This window comes from Novosphingobium sp. BL-S-32, from assembly GCF_056857055.1.
This window is the reverse complement of record NZ_CM166476.1, coordinates 3234461-3249832: the sequence shown is the minus strand read 5'-3', so window position 1 is coordinate 3249832 and position 15372 is coordinate 3234461. Positions and strand designations below refer to the sequence as shown.

The window sequence follows — 15372 nt, the reverse complement described above, 5'->3', positions numbered from 1 at the left end:
GGCGCGGTTCCGGGCAAGCGGATCGGCCTGCAAACCGCTGTCCGAACCGGAGGTAAAAAGGCAGCGCATTGGGGCTACCACAGTTGATCCCCAAATGGCCGCCACGCTCCCGAAAGGGACAGTGCCCCGTCCGGCCGGACGGGCTCTGGGGTCTTCGGGATTATACCTTCCTGTAGATACTTCCGGCCCCCGAAAAACCGTACAGTTGCGGCGCAGAATGGTGGAATGGGGAGCGTTTCCGCGTGGCGAGTCAGGTATCGATACCAGCCGGAAAGTCGATCACGAACCCGCAGCCCAAGGCCCGGCGGGACCGCAATATCCGCCGCGATCTGCTGACGCTGGAACAGAGCCTCGCGCTGGACGAAGAGACCGCGCTGGACCTCCATGCCGCCCACCTCGATCGCTATGCCTTTCTCTATGCCGAGCTGCTCGGCCTGCGGAAGATGGACATCGCCAGCGCGCAGGGTTGCGAGATCGTGCTGCGCGACGGGCGGCGGATCCTCGATTATTCGGGCGGCTTCGGCGTGCTGGGGCTCGGCCACAATCATCCGCGCGTGATCGCCGCAGAGCGGCGCTGCCATGACGACCTTGTGCTCGACTGCATCAAGATCGCTCCGCACAAATTGCAGGGCGCGCTGGCCTACAACATCGCGCGGTTCCTGCCCGAGCCGCTCGACGTCTCGTTCCTCGCCGTCTCGGGCGCCGAGGCCATTGAGGCGGCGATGAAGCTGTGCGAACGCGTGCAGACGCCCAAGGGCAAGACCAAGTTCCTCTGCATCGGGGACGGCGCCGACGGCTTGGGCCCGTTCCTGATGGGCGTGCCCGGAGAAAACGTGATTTTCTGCCGCTACGGCGACATCGCCTCGGTCCGCGAGGCGATTGCCCGCGAGGGTGGCGCGGACAACGGCATCATCGCAGTGATGATCGAGACCCTGCGCGGCACTTCCTGCGAATCCCCGCCGCCGGGATACTTCACCGAACTGGTCGAGGCCTGCCGCGCGGCGGACATCCTGACGATCTTCGATGAAGTGAAGGTCGGTATGGGCCGCACCGGCCTGTTCTGCGCCTTCCAGCACGAGGACGCGGTGCCCGACGTGGTCACGCTGGCCAAGACGCTGGGCGGCGGCAAGCGCGAGATGGGCGCGATGGTCACCTCGCAGGCGCTGTTCGACAAGGCCTACGGCAACACGCAGGACTGCAACCTGCACAGCTCCAGCTTCTCGGGCATAGGCGAAACCTGCGCCGTTGCCATCGAGACGCTCAATGTGCTGGCCGAGGAACGTCTGATCGAACGGGCCGGAGCCATGGGTGCCTACCTTCGGGCCGGGCTCGAACGGCTTCAGGCCAAGCACCCCCGCTGCATCGCCTCATTGCGCGGCAAAGGCTGCTTTCAGGCTGTGGCGTTCGATTTCAGCCCGATCCGGACGCTCGGCCGGAAACCGCCGATCGCCACACTCACCGCCGACCTGTTCGAGCGGCACGGCGTTCTCGCCCATTACCTGCCGGAAGCGCCCGAAGTGCTCCATTTCATGCCGCCCTACGTGGTGACCGAGGCGCAGATCGACCGGCTGATCGCCGCGCTCGATGATGTGCTGGGCCGCATCGGCGGCCATGTGCCGGTCACGGGAAGGATGCTGCACTGATGGACATGACCGCCTCGGCTGGCGCGCTGGAACGCGAACGTCCCTACCGCGACCGCGTACAGGCCCGAGGCAGCAGCGTGCAAGGCTGGATAGCCTGCACGCTGCTGCTGGCGGTCGCTTTCGCGACGTTTGCATTCAACGTGCATCACGGCCTTGGCATCTATCCCGACACCACGCGGTACATGGGCATCAGCCCGGTCCCCTACGACGCGCCGGTCTACCACTGGATGCTGACGGGCGGCCACGCGTTGGGCGTCTCGCTGCTGACGGCGGCGATGGCGGTCGCGATCGCCTGCCTGTTCGCCAATGTCGTCCTGGTCTTTGCGCTGGTGCAGCGCGGCAGCCATGACTGGCGCTTTGCCGCCGCCGCCACCGCGCTGCTGATCCTCGCTCCGCAGTTCGTCACGCTGCACGCGGGCGCGATGTCCGAAGCGCCGTTCATGATGTTCCTGCTGGGCACCTTGTGGTTCGCGCTCGACTATTTCGAACTTGGCCGCCGGCGCGACCTGCTGATCGCATCGATCCTGCTGGGCGTGGCGACGCTGACGCGCTTCACCGGACCGCCGATGGGCGCGGCCATCGCGCTGGTCATTCTCGCCCGGCCGGGTGTGCCGATGGGCCGCCGGATTGCCGACTGCGTGCTGCTGGCCTTGCTCGGCGGCGCGCTGTTCTTCGCATGGGTGGGCTGGAGCACCGAGACGGTCGGCCACTCGATCGGTCGCGAGCTGCGCTTCTACGGCAACATGGGCCCGCAGCAGTGGCACAACAATCTGGAGACATTGGCGGCCTGGCTGTTCCCCGATCAGGTGCCGCTCGGCGCGCGCGTGGCCGTGCTGCTGGGGCTGTTCGGCTTTGCGGGCCGGCAAACGCTGAGCCACTGGCAGCGCTGGCGTGCCATGGCCCCCGGCACCGTCTTCGACTTGCGCACGCCGCTCTCGCTGGTGCTGGCCGCATTCCTTGTCGCCTACCTTGCCTTCATCTGGCTCTCGACCTCGCTGGAGGCCAATCTCTCGCTGAACGGGCGCTATGCCCTGCCCGCCTATTTCGCCTTCGTCATGCTGATGGGGGTGGAGGCGAGCGGGCTGGACCGCAGCCGCAAGGGCGAGCGCGGCGTGTTGATCGCCCTCATTGTGGTCGGAGCCGCCGTGCTGGTCTCACACGGCGCGCGCTCGGCGATCCGCACGCATGAGGTCTATGCCAAGGGCTTCGGCTACAACGCGAAAGTCTGGCGCGAATCCCCGACCATTGCCGCCGTCCGCACCCTACCGGCCGACGCGGTGATCTTTTCCAACGCGCCCGAGGTGATCGCCCTGCTTGACGAGCGCCGCGCCCTGCTCTCGCCGCAGGAGCGCCAGTTGCGCACCGACCGTCCCGATCCGAACAACCCGGTTACCCGCCAGATCGCCGATCTCCGCGCATCGGCTGCCGGTGCCGCGCCGGTCTACCTCGTGATGTTCGATAACGTGGACTGGCGCTTCTACCTCGCCACCGAAGACCGGCTGGTGCGCGATCTCTCGCTCCCCGCTCCGACGCACCTGCCCGACGGGCGGATCTACCGCGTTCCGCCCCCTCCCGCAGCCACCGCGCCCCGATGACCCAGCGCTCGCCCGGCCCATCATGCCCCAGGAGAAACCGCAAATGCCCGTTTCCGTGACCATGGAGAGCCGAACGGCGCGGCTGCGCGACTACCTGAGCCTTGCGCGGTTCGATCACATCTCCAAGCACGTGTTCATCGTGCCCGGCCTCATCCTGGCCTATGCCCTGCGCGAACCTTCGCTGCTCGACATGCCGCAGCGCGTGGTAGTCGGCTTCATAGTGGCCATCGCCATCGCCTCCGCCAACTATGTCATCAACGAATGGCTGGACCGCGAATTCGACGCGCACCACCCTTCCAAGCACCGCCGCACCGCCGTTTCGCTGCAACTCTCGCCGACGCTGGTCTATCTGGAATATGCGGCTTTCGCAGCGGTGGGCCTGCTGCTGGCGGCGTGGATGGGCGGACCGTTCTTCGCCTGCGCGGCGGTGTTCCTGGTATCGGGGCTGGTCTACAACGTGCAGCCGCTGCGCTCCAAGGACCGCCCATTCCTCGACGTGGTCTCAGAATCGATCAACAACCCGATCCGCCTGACGCTGGGCTGGCTGATGATGGACCCCACCAGCATGCCGCCGGTCAGCCTGCTGCTGGCCTACTGGACCGGCGGCGCTTTCCTGATGGGCTCCAAGCGCCTGTCGGAATACCGCGACATCACTGCCAGCGTCGGGCTGGAAACGCTCACCCGCTATCGCAAGTCGTTCGGCGGCTACACGGCCGAGAGCCTGATCGTCAGCTGCCTGACTTATGCGATGCTCTCTTCGTTTTTCCTCGGCGTGTTCCTCATCAAGTACCGCATCGAATATGTGCTGGCCTTCCCGTTCATCACCGGGCTGTTCGGCTGCTACCTCTGGCTCTCGATGCTGCCCGATTCGATCGCGCAGCGGCCCGAGCGCATGTTCCGGTCTCGCCGCCTGATGACGATGCTGGGCGTGAACCTCTGCGTGCTGCTGCTGGTGACGTTCCTTGACGTGCCGCGCCTTGCCACGCTGACCAACCGCAGCTTCACGCCGGTCGACATGTTGCACCTGCACAAGGGCAATTGAGATGGCGCCGGCCACCGCCTTCGGCCGCATCGTCGCCCCGCTGGTCGACACGCTTGTCGACGATCAGTGCGCCGCCACGCGCGAGCACGAGCGCGTCATGGTGCAGGACTATGTGCTGGCCACCGTGGCCGCCATGCCGGACTTCTTCCGGCTGGGCTTTCACCTGCTCGCGTACCTGTTCGAATATGCGCCGGTACTGCACGGAGAGGCGCCCTTTTCGCACCTCGTCCCGGCACGGCGCAAGGCGCATGTCGCCCGCTGGCGCGGCTCCGCCATTGCGCCGCTGCGCTCGATGATCGCCTTCTACGCCAGCTTTTCGGCCTATGGCCTCTATTCGGTCGCCTATCCCGCCGGGCAGGACGAGCGCGGCAGGATCGCAGCATGACGGGCGGAGGAAAAGACGCCACCATCGATACCGCCGACGTCCTGGTGATCGGCTCCGGCCCCGGCGGCGCGGTCAGCGCCGCGCAGCTCGCCCGCGCCGGGCATGCGGTGCTGATGCTGGAGGAAGGCGCGCATGTCCCGCTGGCCGCGGTCGCCCATTTCTCGCGCGAGGAGATGCTGTCCAAGTACCGCAACGGCGGGGTCAGCGTCGCCATGGGTGGCAACAAGCTGGCCTGGGTGGAAGGACGCTGCGTCGGCGGCGGCAGCGAGATCAATCGCGGCCTCTATCACCGCACGCCCGACTATGTGCTGGACGACTGGCGCCGCCGTTTCGCGGTGAACGATCTCGACCTTGCAGGCATGACCCCGCATTTCGAGGCCTGCGAGCAAGTGGCGCTGGTGGAATATGTGGCGGGTCGCCCGTCCGAGATGTCGCAGATGCTCCACCGGGGCGCGACTGCCAACGGCTGGCATTCGATCGAAACGCCCCGCCTGTTCCATTATCGCGGCGACGGTGGCGGTAACGGAAGCGGCGAGCGGCAATCGATGTCCGCCACTTTCGTGCCCAGCTTCCTCGCCGCCGGGGGCCGCCTATCGCCCTCGACCCGGATCGAGCGCCTGCACCGCGCGGGCAGCCTTTGGATCGCCGAGGGCAGCCGCACCGACGCCGACGGCGTGCGCCGCCGGGTCAGCTTCCGCGCGCCGGTGGTGATCGTCGCCTGCGGAGCGGTGCAGACCCCCGCCCTGCTGCGCCGCTCGGGCGTAACGCGCAATGTCGGCAATTCGCTGCGCTTCCATCCGATGGTCAAGGTCGTCGCCGAGTTCGACCACGACGTGAACCGCGCGGGCGACTGCGATCCCGTCCACCAGATCAAGGAGTTCGAGCCGCGCTTCGGCATGGGCTGCTCGATCAGCAATCCGGCCATGCTGGGCATGGCGCTGGCAGGCCGCGCGGATGCCTGGGACCTCATTGCCGAGCGCTGGCGGACCATGGGCATCTACTACGTCCAGAGCGGCGTCGGCACGGCCTCCGTGCGCAACCTGCCGGGCTTCCGCGACCCGCTCGTCCGCGTCCGCTTTGCGCCGGATGACTTGCGGGTCCTGGCGGAGGGCCTCGCCCGGCTGGCGCAGGCGCTGTTCGCGGCGGGCGCGCTGCGCGTCCACCCCTGCATCGCCGGCTATCCCACCCTGAACTCTGCCACCGAGATCGCGGAGCTGCCCGAAGTGCTGGCCGCATCGGACGGGGCGCTGACATCGGTGCACGTGTTCTCCTCCTGCCCGATGGGAGAGGACGAGAGCCTCTGCGCTGCCGATTCGTTCGGCAAAGTCCACGGCACCGAGGGGCTCTATATCGGCGACGCCTCGCTGTTGTGCACGCCGACAATGGTCAATCCGCAAGGCACCGTCATGGCCATCGCGCACCGCAATGCGCAGGCGATGATGGCCCATCGGTTTCATTGACGATGCTGCACCTGATCACCGGCGGCTCCGGCTTCATCGGCACGCGCCTTGCCGCCCGCCTGCGCGCAAAGGGAGAGCGCGTTCGCGTGCTGGACGTGGTGGACGATCCCGCCCGCCCTGCCGATATCGAATTCCTCCCCGGCAGCGTGACCGATCCAGCCATGGTGGAAGCGGCGATGGCGGGCGTGGACGTGGTCCACCACAATGCCGCGCTGGTCGCGCAGGCGGCGGCGGGACGCGCCTATTACGACGTCAACGAGACCGGCACACGGATCGTCGCCGATGCCGCCGTCTGCGCCGGGGTGCGCATGGTCGTGCACCTCAGCACCACCGCGGTCTACGGGCTGCCGCCCAGCGGGCCAATCACCGCCGCGACCGTGCCGCGCCCGATCGAGGACTACGGCCGCTCCAAGCTGGCGGGCGAACGGGCCATGCAGGCGGCCTGCCAAAATGCCGGGATCCCCGTGGTGACGATCCGCCCGCGCGTGACGCTCGGCGCCGGACGGCTGGGCATCTTCGCGATCCTGTTCGACTGGATCCGCGCCTCCCGCCGGGTCTACGTGATCGGCGACGGCCACCAGCGCCAGCAGTTCATCCATGTGGACGATCTGGTCGATTTCCACATGCATGCGTTGGAGATGGGCCGTTCGGGCACCTGGAACGTCGGGACCGACCGGTTCGGCAGCCTGCGCGAGGATCTGGACGCGCTGATCGGCCACGCCGGTTCGCGCTCACGCGTTACCGGCCTGCCCGTCGCGCCGTCGAAAGCGCTGCTCCACGCGCTGCACACAGTGGGCCTCTCGCCGCTGACAGCATGGCATTACCGCACCTACCATCGCGACTGCCATTTCGATTTGGCACCACTGCTGGCCAGCGGCTGGAAACCGCGCCATTCCAACCTCGACATGCTGCGCGAGAGCTACGACGGCTTCCTTGCCCAGAGTCCGGCTCAAGGCGAGCGCGGTCCCTCTCCCCACCAGCGCACGCTGGAACAACGCGCATTGCGGGTGCTGCGGGCATTTTCCTGAGAAGACCTGCTGCACAGCAAACGGGGGCGCAGGCACCCACTGCCCACGCCCCCGCCTTAAATTCGGAATGAGGTCGGATCAGCCTGCCAGCACGGCCTTCACGGCTGCGATGGCGTCGGCCGCCTTGTCACCGTCGGGACCGCCACCCTGCGCCATGTCGGCGCGACCGCCGCCGCCCTTGCCGCCCAGCGTCTCGACGCCCTTGCGGACGAGATCGACGGCGCTGATCGTGCCGGTGAGATCTTCGGTGACGGCAGCGGCGATGCTCGCCTTGCCCTCGTTCACCGCGACGATCGCGGCGACGCCCGAGCCCATGCGCTGCTTCGCCTGATCGAGCAGGCCGCGCAGTTCCTTGGGATCGAGGCCCTCAAGCACTTGGCCCGAGAACTTGACGCCGTTCACTTCTTCGTCGGCCGCTTCGGCCTTGCCCGAACCGCCGCCGAGCGCGAGCGCCTTCTTGGCTTCGGCCAGTTCGCGCTCCAGCTTGCGGCGTTCGTCGAGCAGCGCGACGACGCGGGCTTCGACGTCTTCCGGCGTCGTGCGCAGCGCGCTGGCGGCGCTCTTCAGCGCTTCCTCGCGGGCGACGAGCCACTGGCGCGCGCCTTCGCCGGTCAGCGCCTCGACACGGCGCACGCCGGACGAAACTGCACTTTCCGAAACGATGCGGAACACGCCGATGTCGCCGGTGGCGCGCACGTGCGTTCCGCCGCACAGTTCGACCGAATAAGTGTGCTCGCCCGAGGCGTCCTTCGACGAAGTGCCCATCGACAGCACGCGCACTTCATCGCCGTACTTCTCACCGAACAGCGCCATGGCGCCGGCCTCGATGGCGTCTTCCGGCGTCATCAGGCGGGTGAGAACGGGTTCGTTGGCGCGGATCTCGGCGTTCACTTCGGCTTCGATCGCGGCGATGTCCTCGGCCGAAAGCGCGGTGGGGTGCGAAAAGTCGAAGCGCAGGCGCTCGGCTGCCACCAGCGAGCCCTTCTGGGTAACGTGGCCGCCCAGACGGTTACGCAGCGCCGCGTGCAGCAGGTGCGTGGCCGAGTGGTTGGCGCGCACGGAATCGCGGCGCGTCACATCAACGGTCAGGTTGACGGCATCGCCCACCTTGATCGTGCCTGCCTCGACCTTGCCGATCATGGCATGGAGACGGCCGAGCGGCTTGGCGGTGTCGAGCACGGCGATCTTCAGGCCTGCGTTGGTCGTGATCGTGCCGGCATCGCCGACCTGACCGCCCGATTCGCCGTAGAACGGCGTCTGGTTGGTCAGCACGGTCACGTCCTCACCGGCCGTGGCCGATGCGACTTCCTTGCCGTCGCGCACCAGCGCCACAACCTGTCCTTCACCGACGGTCGAGGTGTAGCCGGTAAACTCGCTGGCGCCTTCGCGCTCGGCAATGTCGAACCAGACTTCGCTGTCGGCAGCAGCGCCCGAACCCTTCCACGCAGCGCGCGCGGCAGCCTTCTGCTGCGCCATCGCGGCCTGGAAGCCATCGTCGTTCACGGTGATGCCGCGCGGACGCAGGGCATCGACGGTGAGGTCGTAGGGGAAGCCGTAAGTGTCGTAGAGCTTGAACGCGGTCTCGCCCGGAAGCTCGCCGCCCTCGCCCATGTCGGCGGTGGCTTCGTCCAACAGCTTCAGGCCGTTGGCCAGCGTGCGGCGGAACTGAACTTCCTCGCGCTGCAGCGTTTCCTCGATCAGCGGCTGCGCGCGGCCGAGTTCCGGATAGGCCTGGCCCATTTCGGCAACCAGCGACGGCACCAGACGGTGCATCAGGGGCTCCTTGGCGCCCAGCAGGTGGGCGTGGCGCATGGCGCGGCGCATGATGCGGCGCAGGACGTAGCCACGGCCTTCGTTGGACGGCAGCACGCCGTCGGCCAGCAGGAAGCTGGTCGAACGCAGGTGATCCGCGATCACGCGGTGGCTGGCGCGCTGTTCATCCTGCGCGGCAACGCCGGTCAGGCTTTCCGAGGCGGCGATCAGTGCCTTGAAGGTGTCGATATCGTAGTTGTCATGCACGCCCTGCATGACCGCCGAGATGCGCTCAAGGCCCATGCCGGTGTCGATCGAGGGCTTCGGCAGGTTGCCGACGATTTCGCCGGCGCTCTGCTCGAACTGCATGAACACGAGGTTCCAGATCTCGATGAAGCGGTCGCCGTCTTCTTCCGGCGATCCCGGAGGGCCGCCCCAGATGTGGTCGCCGTGGTCGAAGAAGATTTCCGAGCACGGACCGCACGGGCCTTCGTCGCCCATCGCCCAGAAGTTGTCCTTCGTGGGGATGCGGATGATCTTCGATTCCGGCAGGCCGGCGATCTTCTTCCACAGATCGAAAGCTTCGTCGTCCGTGTGGTACACGGTGACCAGCAGCTTCTCGACCGGAAGGCCCCATTCCTTGGTCAGCAGGGTCCAGGCGTGGGTGATCGCCTGTTCCTTGAAATAGTCGCCGAACGAGAAGTTGCCCAGCATCTCGAAGAACGTGTGGTGGCGCGCGGTGTAGCCGACGTTGTCGAGATCGTTATGCTTGCCGCCGGCGCGGACGCACTTCTGCGAGGACGTGGCGCGCGGCGCGAAGGGCGTTTCAAGGCCCGTGAACACGTTCTTGAACGGTACCATGCCCGCATTCACGAACATCAGCGTCGGGTCGTTGTACGGCACGAGCGGCGCAGACGGAACGGCCTGATGGCCGTTCTGGGCGAAGTAGTCGAGGAAGGACCGGCGGATCTCGTTGGTCGTGTGCATGAACGCGCCGATAATGCAGCCGCGCGGCGGCGGCAAGCGGGTTGCAGCGGTCAGACTGTTCGGGAATTGCGATATCCCGCCTAGCGTGGTGGGAACGCCACGTACTGAAGCGCTTTCGGTGCGGGGTTTGCCTCGGGATCCGGCCTCGACTGGTTCCGGCTGGGTCAGGTCGGCTATCCCCAGTCCCTTCTGTTTCGGGCGGCGCGTCTCGTCGTCGAATCGGGCACGTATCACCAAGCGCCGAAGCAGAGATGATGACGATCGAGAGGGCGCTCCGCCGTTTGCGGTACTCTAAACGGAGGTGCGTGTGCGTTACGCCCGTGTTCGGTTGATGATGGTCACGTATCTCTGTGGCGCGAAGGAAAGCGGGGGCCCCGCCTTCGCGGGGGCGACGGGAATGGTTGGGGTTGCGTCAGTCCACACTCCCATCTGAACTCCCATCCGAATGCTCTCCAGCCAACTCTGCTTGGGCTAGAGAGCATTCGGATGGGGGAGTCAGCGACTCCCTCGTCATTGCGAGGAGGCGAAGCCGAGGAAGCAATCCAGAGCGGCTTAGTCCCTCACATCGCCCATTTCAGACACTTCGGCCCTAAAACGAAAACCCCCGGCCATTACAGACCGGGGGTTTTCGTTTCGTCTTCCCAAGAGAGAAGCGCTGGAAGGCTTATTCGGTATCGTCATCCGCCGAAGGGCCGACCATCATCTCGTCGGAGAGGCCTTCGGTGCGGGCGCGGATTGCCTTTTCGAGGCGGTCGCAGAGTTCGGGATTTTCCCGCAGGTAGGTCTTGGCGTTTTCCCGGCCCTGACCGATGCGGATCGAATCGTAGCTGAACCACGCGCCCGACTTCTCGACGATGCCCGCCTTGACGCCAAGGTCGAGGATTTCACCGATCTTCGAGATGCCCTCACCGTACATGATGTCGAATTCGACCTGCTTGAACGGCGGGGCGACCTTGTTCTTCACGACCTTCACGCGGGTGGCGTTGCCGACGATATCGTCGCGGTCCTTGATCTGGCCGGTGCGGCGGATGTCGAGGCGGACCGAGGCGTAGAACTTGAGCGCGTTACCGCCCGTGGTCGTCTCGGGGTTGCCGTACATGACGCCGATCTTCATGCGCAGCTGGTTGATGAAGATCACCATGCAGCGCGAACGGCTGATCGAACCGGTCAGCTTGCGCAGCGACTGGCTCATCAGGCGGGCCTGAAGACCGACGTGGCTGTCGCCCATCTCGCCTTCGATTTCCGCGCGGGGAACCAGTGCGGCGACCGAGTCCACTACCAGCACGTCGATCGCATTGGAGCGCACGAGCGTGTCGGTGATTTCGAGCGCCTGCTCACCCGTATCGGGCTGCGAGACGATCAGTTCATCGATGTTGACGCCCAGCTTCTTGGCGTAAACCGGGTCGAGCGCGTGCTCGGCATCGATGAAGGCGGCGGTACCGCCGGACTTCTGCGCCTCTGCGATGACATGGAGCGCCAGCGTGGTCTTGCCCGAGCTTTCCGGCCCGTAAACTTCGATCACACGGCCGCGCGGAAGACCACCGACCCCCAGCGCGATGTCGAGCCCCAGCGAGCCGGTGGAGATTGCCTCCACCTGCATCGTCTCCTTGGAACCCAGCTTCATCGCGGAGCCCTTGCCGAACGCCTTGTCGATCTGCGCAAGCGCGGCTTCGAGCGCCTTCTGACGGTCCATCGCTTCCTTTTCCTTGCCTTCCTGGATCAGCTTGAGCTGAGCAGCCATTACACTTCCCCTTTGCTACTGGCCTGACCGGAAAGGTCAACGTCACGGGGAACGATGTATCGCCTTTGTTCTCATAGAACAAGAGGCGAACAACGGCTTATTTCCTATTTTTAACACCGCCTGCCGTGCGGGCGAGAACATCCCCCACTTTTTCCGACAGCTGCTGCACGGAGAAGGGTTTCGGCATGAACCAGGCGTTGGCGATGCCGATCTCCTTGCGAAGCTGCTCTTCGGCATAGCCCGACATGAACAGCACCGGCAGGCCCGGCGCGATGCGGCGAATCTCCCGCGCCATCGCCGGGCCGTCCATCGTCGGCATGACGACGTCGGAAACGACGATATCGAACTGCCCGCCGCTCTGGACCAGTTCCAGGCCTTCCTCGCCATCGCGCGCGCAAGTGACTTCATAGCCCTGTCGGGTGAGCGCACGTTCGGCGACGACACGCACCGGGTCTTCGTCCTCCACCAGCAGGATTGAGCCGCCGCCTGCCCACTGGCTGGGCGGAGCCTCGTCCTTCACGACGGGGACAGCCTTCTCGCTGCCCGGCGCCACGTGGTGGACCGGCAGGTAGACGACGAAGCGCGTGCCGATGCCCGCTTCGCTCTCGGCAAAGATGAAGCCGCCCGATTGCTTGACGATGCCGTAGACGGTGGAAAGGCCAAGGCCGGTGCCCTTGCCCTGCTCCTTGGTGGTGAAGAACGGCTCGAATATCTTGCCGAGGTGTTCGGGCGGAATGCCGCCGCCGGTGTCCTGCACGATCAGCGCGGTATAATCGCCCGCCGGGATGATCTCGCTGCGCATGGCGCGCACATCCGTCGTGGTGACACGGTGGGTCGCCAGCGTCAGGGTGCCCGAACCGTCCGCGCCCTTCTTCATCTGCATGGCATCGCGCGCATTGACCGCGAGATTGACGATCACCTGTTCGAGCTGGGTCGGGTCCGCACGCACCGGGCCGAGATCGCGGTCATGCGTGACCACGAGCTGGATCTTCTCCCCGATCAGGCGGCGCAGCATCTGCGAAACGTCGGCCACCACGTCAGGCAGTTGGAGCACTTCGGGGCGCAGCGTCTGCTGGCGCGAGAAGGCCAGCAACTGGCGCGTCAGCGAGGCTGCGCGGTTGGAGTTGGCGCGGATCTGCTGGATGTCGTCATAGTCCGAATCGCCCGGCGTATGGCGCATCAGCATGAGGTCGCAGGTGCCCAGGATCGCGGTCAGCACATTATTGAAGTCATGCGCGACGCCGCCAGCAAGCTGACCCACCGCCTGCATCTTGGTGGCCTGCGCGACTTGCCGCTTCAGGCGCGTTTCTTCCGAAGTGTCGGTCAGGCCGAGCAGCACCGCCGCCTCGCCCAGCCCGCGCACGCCGGCAAGGCTGAGCGAAACCGGATCGTCCGGCAGTTCGGACAGCCGCACGGCAATGTCGCCCGCGGCCGAGGGCCCTTGCGCGAAACGGCGGATCGCCTCGGACAGTGCGCGCTTGTCCTCCCGGGTAACGAGATCGGTCGGGTACGTCGGTGGAACCTGCCCCTCGCGCCCGGCGGCGCGCATGAAGGCGGGGTTGGCGAACAGCAGGCGGCCGTCGCGGTCGGCCATGGCAAGGCCGAGCGGAAGCTGGCTGAGCAGCGCTTCCAGATGCGGTGCGGCCGTGCCGCCGCCGCCGCTGGCGCCGATGCCCTGCCCGGCTTCCACCACCAGCATGAGCGAGGGCGTCAGGTTCGGATCGGGATCGCCCGGAAGGTCCGGATCGGCCACCGGCACGTGGTAGAGCACCAGCGGTCCGCCGCGCCCGCCCTCGCGCGCCCAGCCGATGCGCTCGCCCTCTTCCTGGCTGAGCAGCGAGACGAAATCGAGCCCGGTCACGTCGGCCAGGGCATCGCCGGTGGCGCGCTGCGCGAAACCGGCGCTGGCGGCGCGGATGGTGCCGTCGGGATCGACCAGCGCCGTGGCAATACCCGAACGCGCCAGCCCCTTGCCGAGCTTGCCGTCAACCTGCCGGACGAGATCGCCGACCAGATCGACCGCGCTGACGGGCTGGACGCGCCAGACCAGAAAGTCCTCGCCCCGGCCGGAACGGCGCACTTCGATGCGCCAATCGGTCTCGGTGCCGCCGGGGATCGCGGCGCGAACTTGCGTGACGCCCTGCCCGTCGCGCCATGCCGAGCGCACCAGTTCGGCGATTTGCTCCAGCGCGGCATCGCCCATTGGCAGGCGTGACGGATCATGGCCGATGCCGAACCAGTTCTCGTAGCTGGAATTGGCGCAAGTCAGGCGCCCGGCCCGGTCCGTGAGGGCAATGGCCATGTCGCTGCGGTCGATCGCGGCGACCGTCACCGACCAGTCGGGCAGCGCGAATTCGGGCTCGGTCACGGCGACGCGCCGGTTGGCGATCATCCATGCGAGGCCCGCAAAAACCATCAGCGCGCCGGCCAGAACCGCCGCCAGCAGGCCGTCCCCGCTTACCAGCCAGACCAGCGCGACGCTTCCCGCCAGGGCCAGCCCGACGATCGATGTGTCGGGCAACCTGCCGGAGCGCTGCTGGCCTGCGATCATGCGATTCCTTCCCTGTCCTCAACCTTTTCCGCTTCGGCCACTTTCGCCGGGCCGTCCGCAGTCGCGAGATGGCGGAACGGCGCGCGATTGCGGCGAGCGCGATGCTTGCGGCCGATCCAGTAGCGCCAGAACCATACCGTGACGAAATAGCTCAGGACGGCGGCGATCACCGACTGGATGAACAGCCCGATCACCACGGCGGGCGCGGTGTCGGTCAGCATCCAGACCCGCCACTCGGCCAGACCGGCCCCTTCGCGCACCATGGATTCCACGGTCGCGATGTCGGCGTGGTAGCCGAAGCTGTTGCCGATCGCGACCGCCACCGGAAGGATAATCAGCAGCGTCGTCACCGGGTTGCTGATGAAGGTGACAGCGGCGGCGAGCGGGATATTGCCGCGAAACGGCACGCACATCACGGCCGCGCCAACGATCTGGACACCCGGAATCAGCGCAAAGATGCCGATGAACATGCCCACCGCCACGCCGCGCGGCACCGAGCGGCGGGTGAAGCGGAACAGTTCCGGACGACGCGTGAACGGCGCGGTGAAGCGATTCGCCTCAAGCTGCGCGTGCGTGGGCATCTGGCTGTGCAGCCAGGCCCCGAGCCGCTGCAACAGCGTGCTCACTTGTGTTCGCGCAGGATGCGGCCCTGTTCCCGCTTCCAGTCGCGTTCCTTGATCGTATGGCGCTTGTCGGCCGCGTTCTTGCCCTTGGCGAGCGCGAGTTCGACCTTGGCGCGGCCCCGGCCGTTGAAATAGATCGAGAGCGGCACCAGCGTCATGCCCTTGCGCTCCACGGAGCCTTGCAGGCGCGACAGTTCGCGTTCGTGCAGCAGCAGCTTGCGCGGCCGCTTGGGCACGTGGTTGTAGCGGTTGCCGTGGCTGAATTCGGGCACGTTGGAATTGACCAGCCAACACTCGCCGTTCTTGATCTCGGCATAGGACTCGGCGATCGACCCCTCGCCGAATCGCAGCGATTTAACCTCCGTGCCGGTCAGCGCGATGCCGGCCTCGAAAGTCTCGTCGATATAATAGTCGAAGCGCGCCTTGCGGTTTTCGGCGACGGTCTTCTTCTTGTCGAATGTCGTGTGCTGCGGGCGTGCCATGTCGAAGCGCATTTAGGGTTTCGCGCGCGAAAAGGAAATGTCCGTTTGCGCGATTTGCGACCATACGGCACCAAACCCGCGCA

11 protein-coding genes are annotated in these 15372 nt (G+C 66.4%); 6 read left to right on the top strand and 5 right to left on the bottom strand.

Translation table 11 applies throughout. The features are described 5' to 3' along the window. The first annotated feature begins 242 nt into the window (after positions 1-242). The 6 genes from AC1VVK_RS15235 to AC1VVK_RS15210 are packed head-to-tail and all read left to right on the top strand — an operon-like array spanning position 243 to position 7153. A complete protein-coding gene (locus AC1VVK_RS15235; RefSeq protein WP_482903633.1) occupies positions 243-1643 on the top strand; it encodes a class-III pyridoxal-phosphate-dependent aminotransferase in 1401 nt (466 codons plus the stop codon). After that, positions 1643-3238 carry a glycosyltransferase family 39 protein gene (locus AC1VVK_RS15230; RefSeq protein WP_482903632.1) on the top strand — a complete coding sequence of 532 codons (1596 nt, stop codon included), beginning with the start codon at positions 1643-1645 and terminating at the stop codon, positions 3236-3238. Before AC1VVK_RS15235 ends, AC1VVK_RS15230 begins: the two co-directional genes overlap by 1 nt. A 43-nt stretch (positions 3239-3281) precedes the next feature. Further along, on the top strand, positions 3282-4280 hold the full coding sequence (locus AC1VVK_RS15225; RefSeq protein ID WP_482903631.1) for a UbiA family prenyltransferase: 999 nt from the start codon (positions 3282-3284) through the stop codon (positions 4278-4280). Between the two features lies 1 nt (position 4281). Next, positions 4282-4665: a hypothetical protein gene (locus tag AC1VVK_RS15220; RefSeq protein WP_482903630.1), complete on the top strand. Its 384-nt coding sequence runs from the start codon at positions 4282-4284 to the stop codon at positions 4663-4665. Then, positions 4662-6125, top strand: a complete 1464-nt coding sequence (locus AC1VVK_RS15215; protein ID WP_482903629.1) for a GMC family oxidoreductase N-terminal domain-containing protein — start codon at positions 4662-4664, stop codon at positions 6123-6125. Before AC1VVK_RS15220 ends, AC1VVK_RS15215 begins: the two co-directional genes overlap by 4 nt. Before the next feature lie 2 nt (positions 6126-6127). Beyond that, the gene (locus AC1VVK_RS15210; protein WP_482903628.1) at positions 6128-7153 is read left to right on the top strand and encodes an NAD-dependent epimerase/dehydratase family protein; all 1026 of its coding nucleotides are present in this window, start codon (positions 6128-6130) and stop codon (positions 7151-7153) included. A 78-nt stretch (positions 7154-7231) separates the two neighbouring features. On the opposite strand, the gene alaS is transcribed toward AC1VVK_RS15210, so the two are convergent. From alaS to smpB, 5 genes are all read right to left on the bottom strand, one after another. After that, entirely contained in the window at positions 7232-9892 is a 2661-nt protein-coding gene (gene alaS, locus AC1VVK_RS15205; protein ID WP_482903627.1) for an alanine--tRNA ligase, read from the bottom strand. 664 nt (positions 9893-10556) lie between these two features. After that, positions 10557-11633 carry a recombinase RecA gene (recA, locus tag AC1VVK_RS15200; RefSeq protein WP_132384755.1) on the bottom strand — a complete coding sequence of 359 codons (1077 nt, stop codon included), beginning with the start codon at positions 11631-11633 and terminating at the stop codon, positions 10557-10559. A gap of 97 nt (positions 11634-11730) precedes the next feature. Beyond that, complete coding sequence (locus tag AC1VVK_RS15195) at positions 11731-14184, bottom strand: hybrid sensor histidine kinase/response regulator (protein WP_482903626.1); 2454 nt, start codon at positions 14182-14184, stop codon at positions 11731-11733. Beyond that, entirely contained in the window at positions 14181-14810 is a 630-nt protein-coding gene (locus AC1VVK_RS15190; RefSeq protein WP_482903625.1) for a DUF2062 domain-containing protein, read from the bottom strand. Before AC1VVK_RS15190 ends, AC1VVK_RS15195 begins: the two co-directional genes overlap by 4 nt. After that, positions 14807-15289 (bottom strand): SsrA-binding protein SmpB, encoded by a 483-nt coding sequence (smpB, locus tag AC1VVK_RS15185; protein WP_132385708.1) that lies wholly within the window; start codon positions 15287-15289, stop codon positions 14807-14809. The genes AC1VVK_RS15190 and smpB overlap by 4 nt, the downstream gene beginning before the upstream one ends. Positions 15290-15372: the final 83 nt, after the last annotated feature.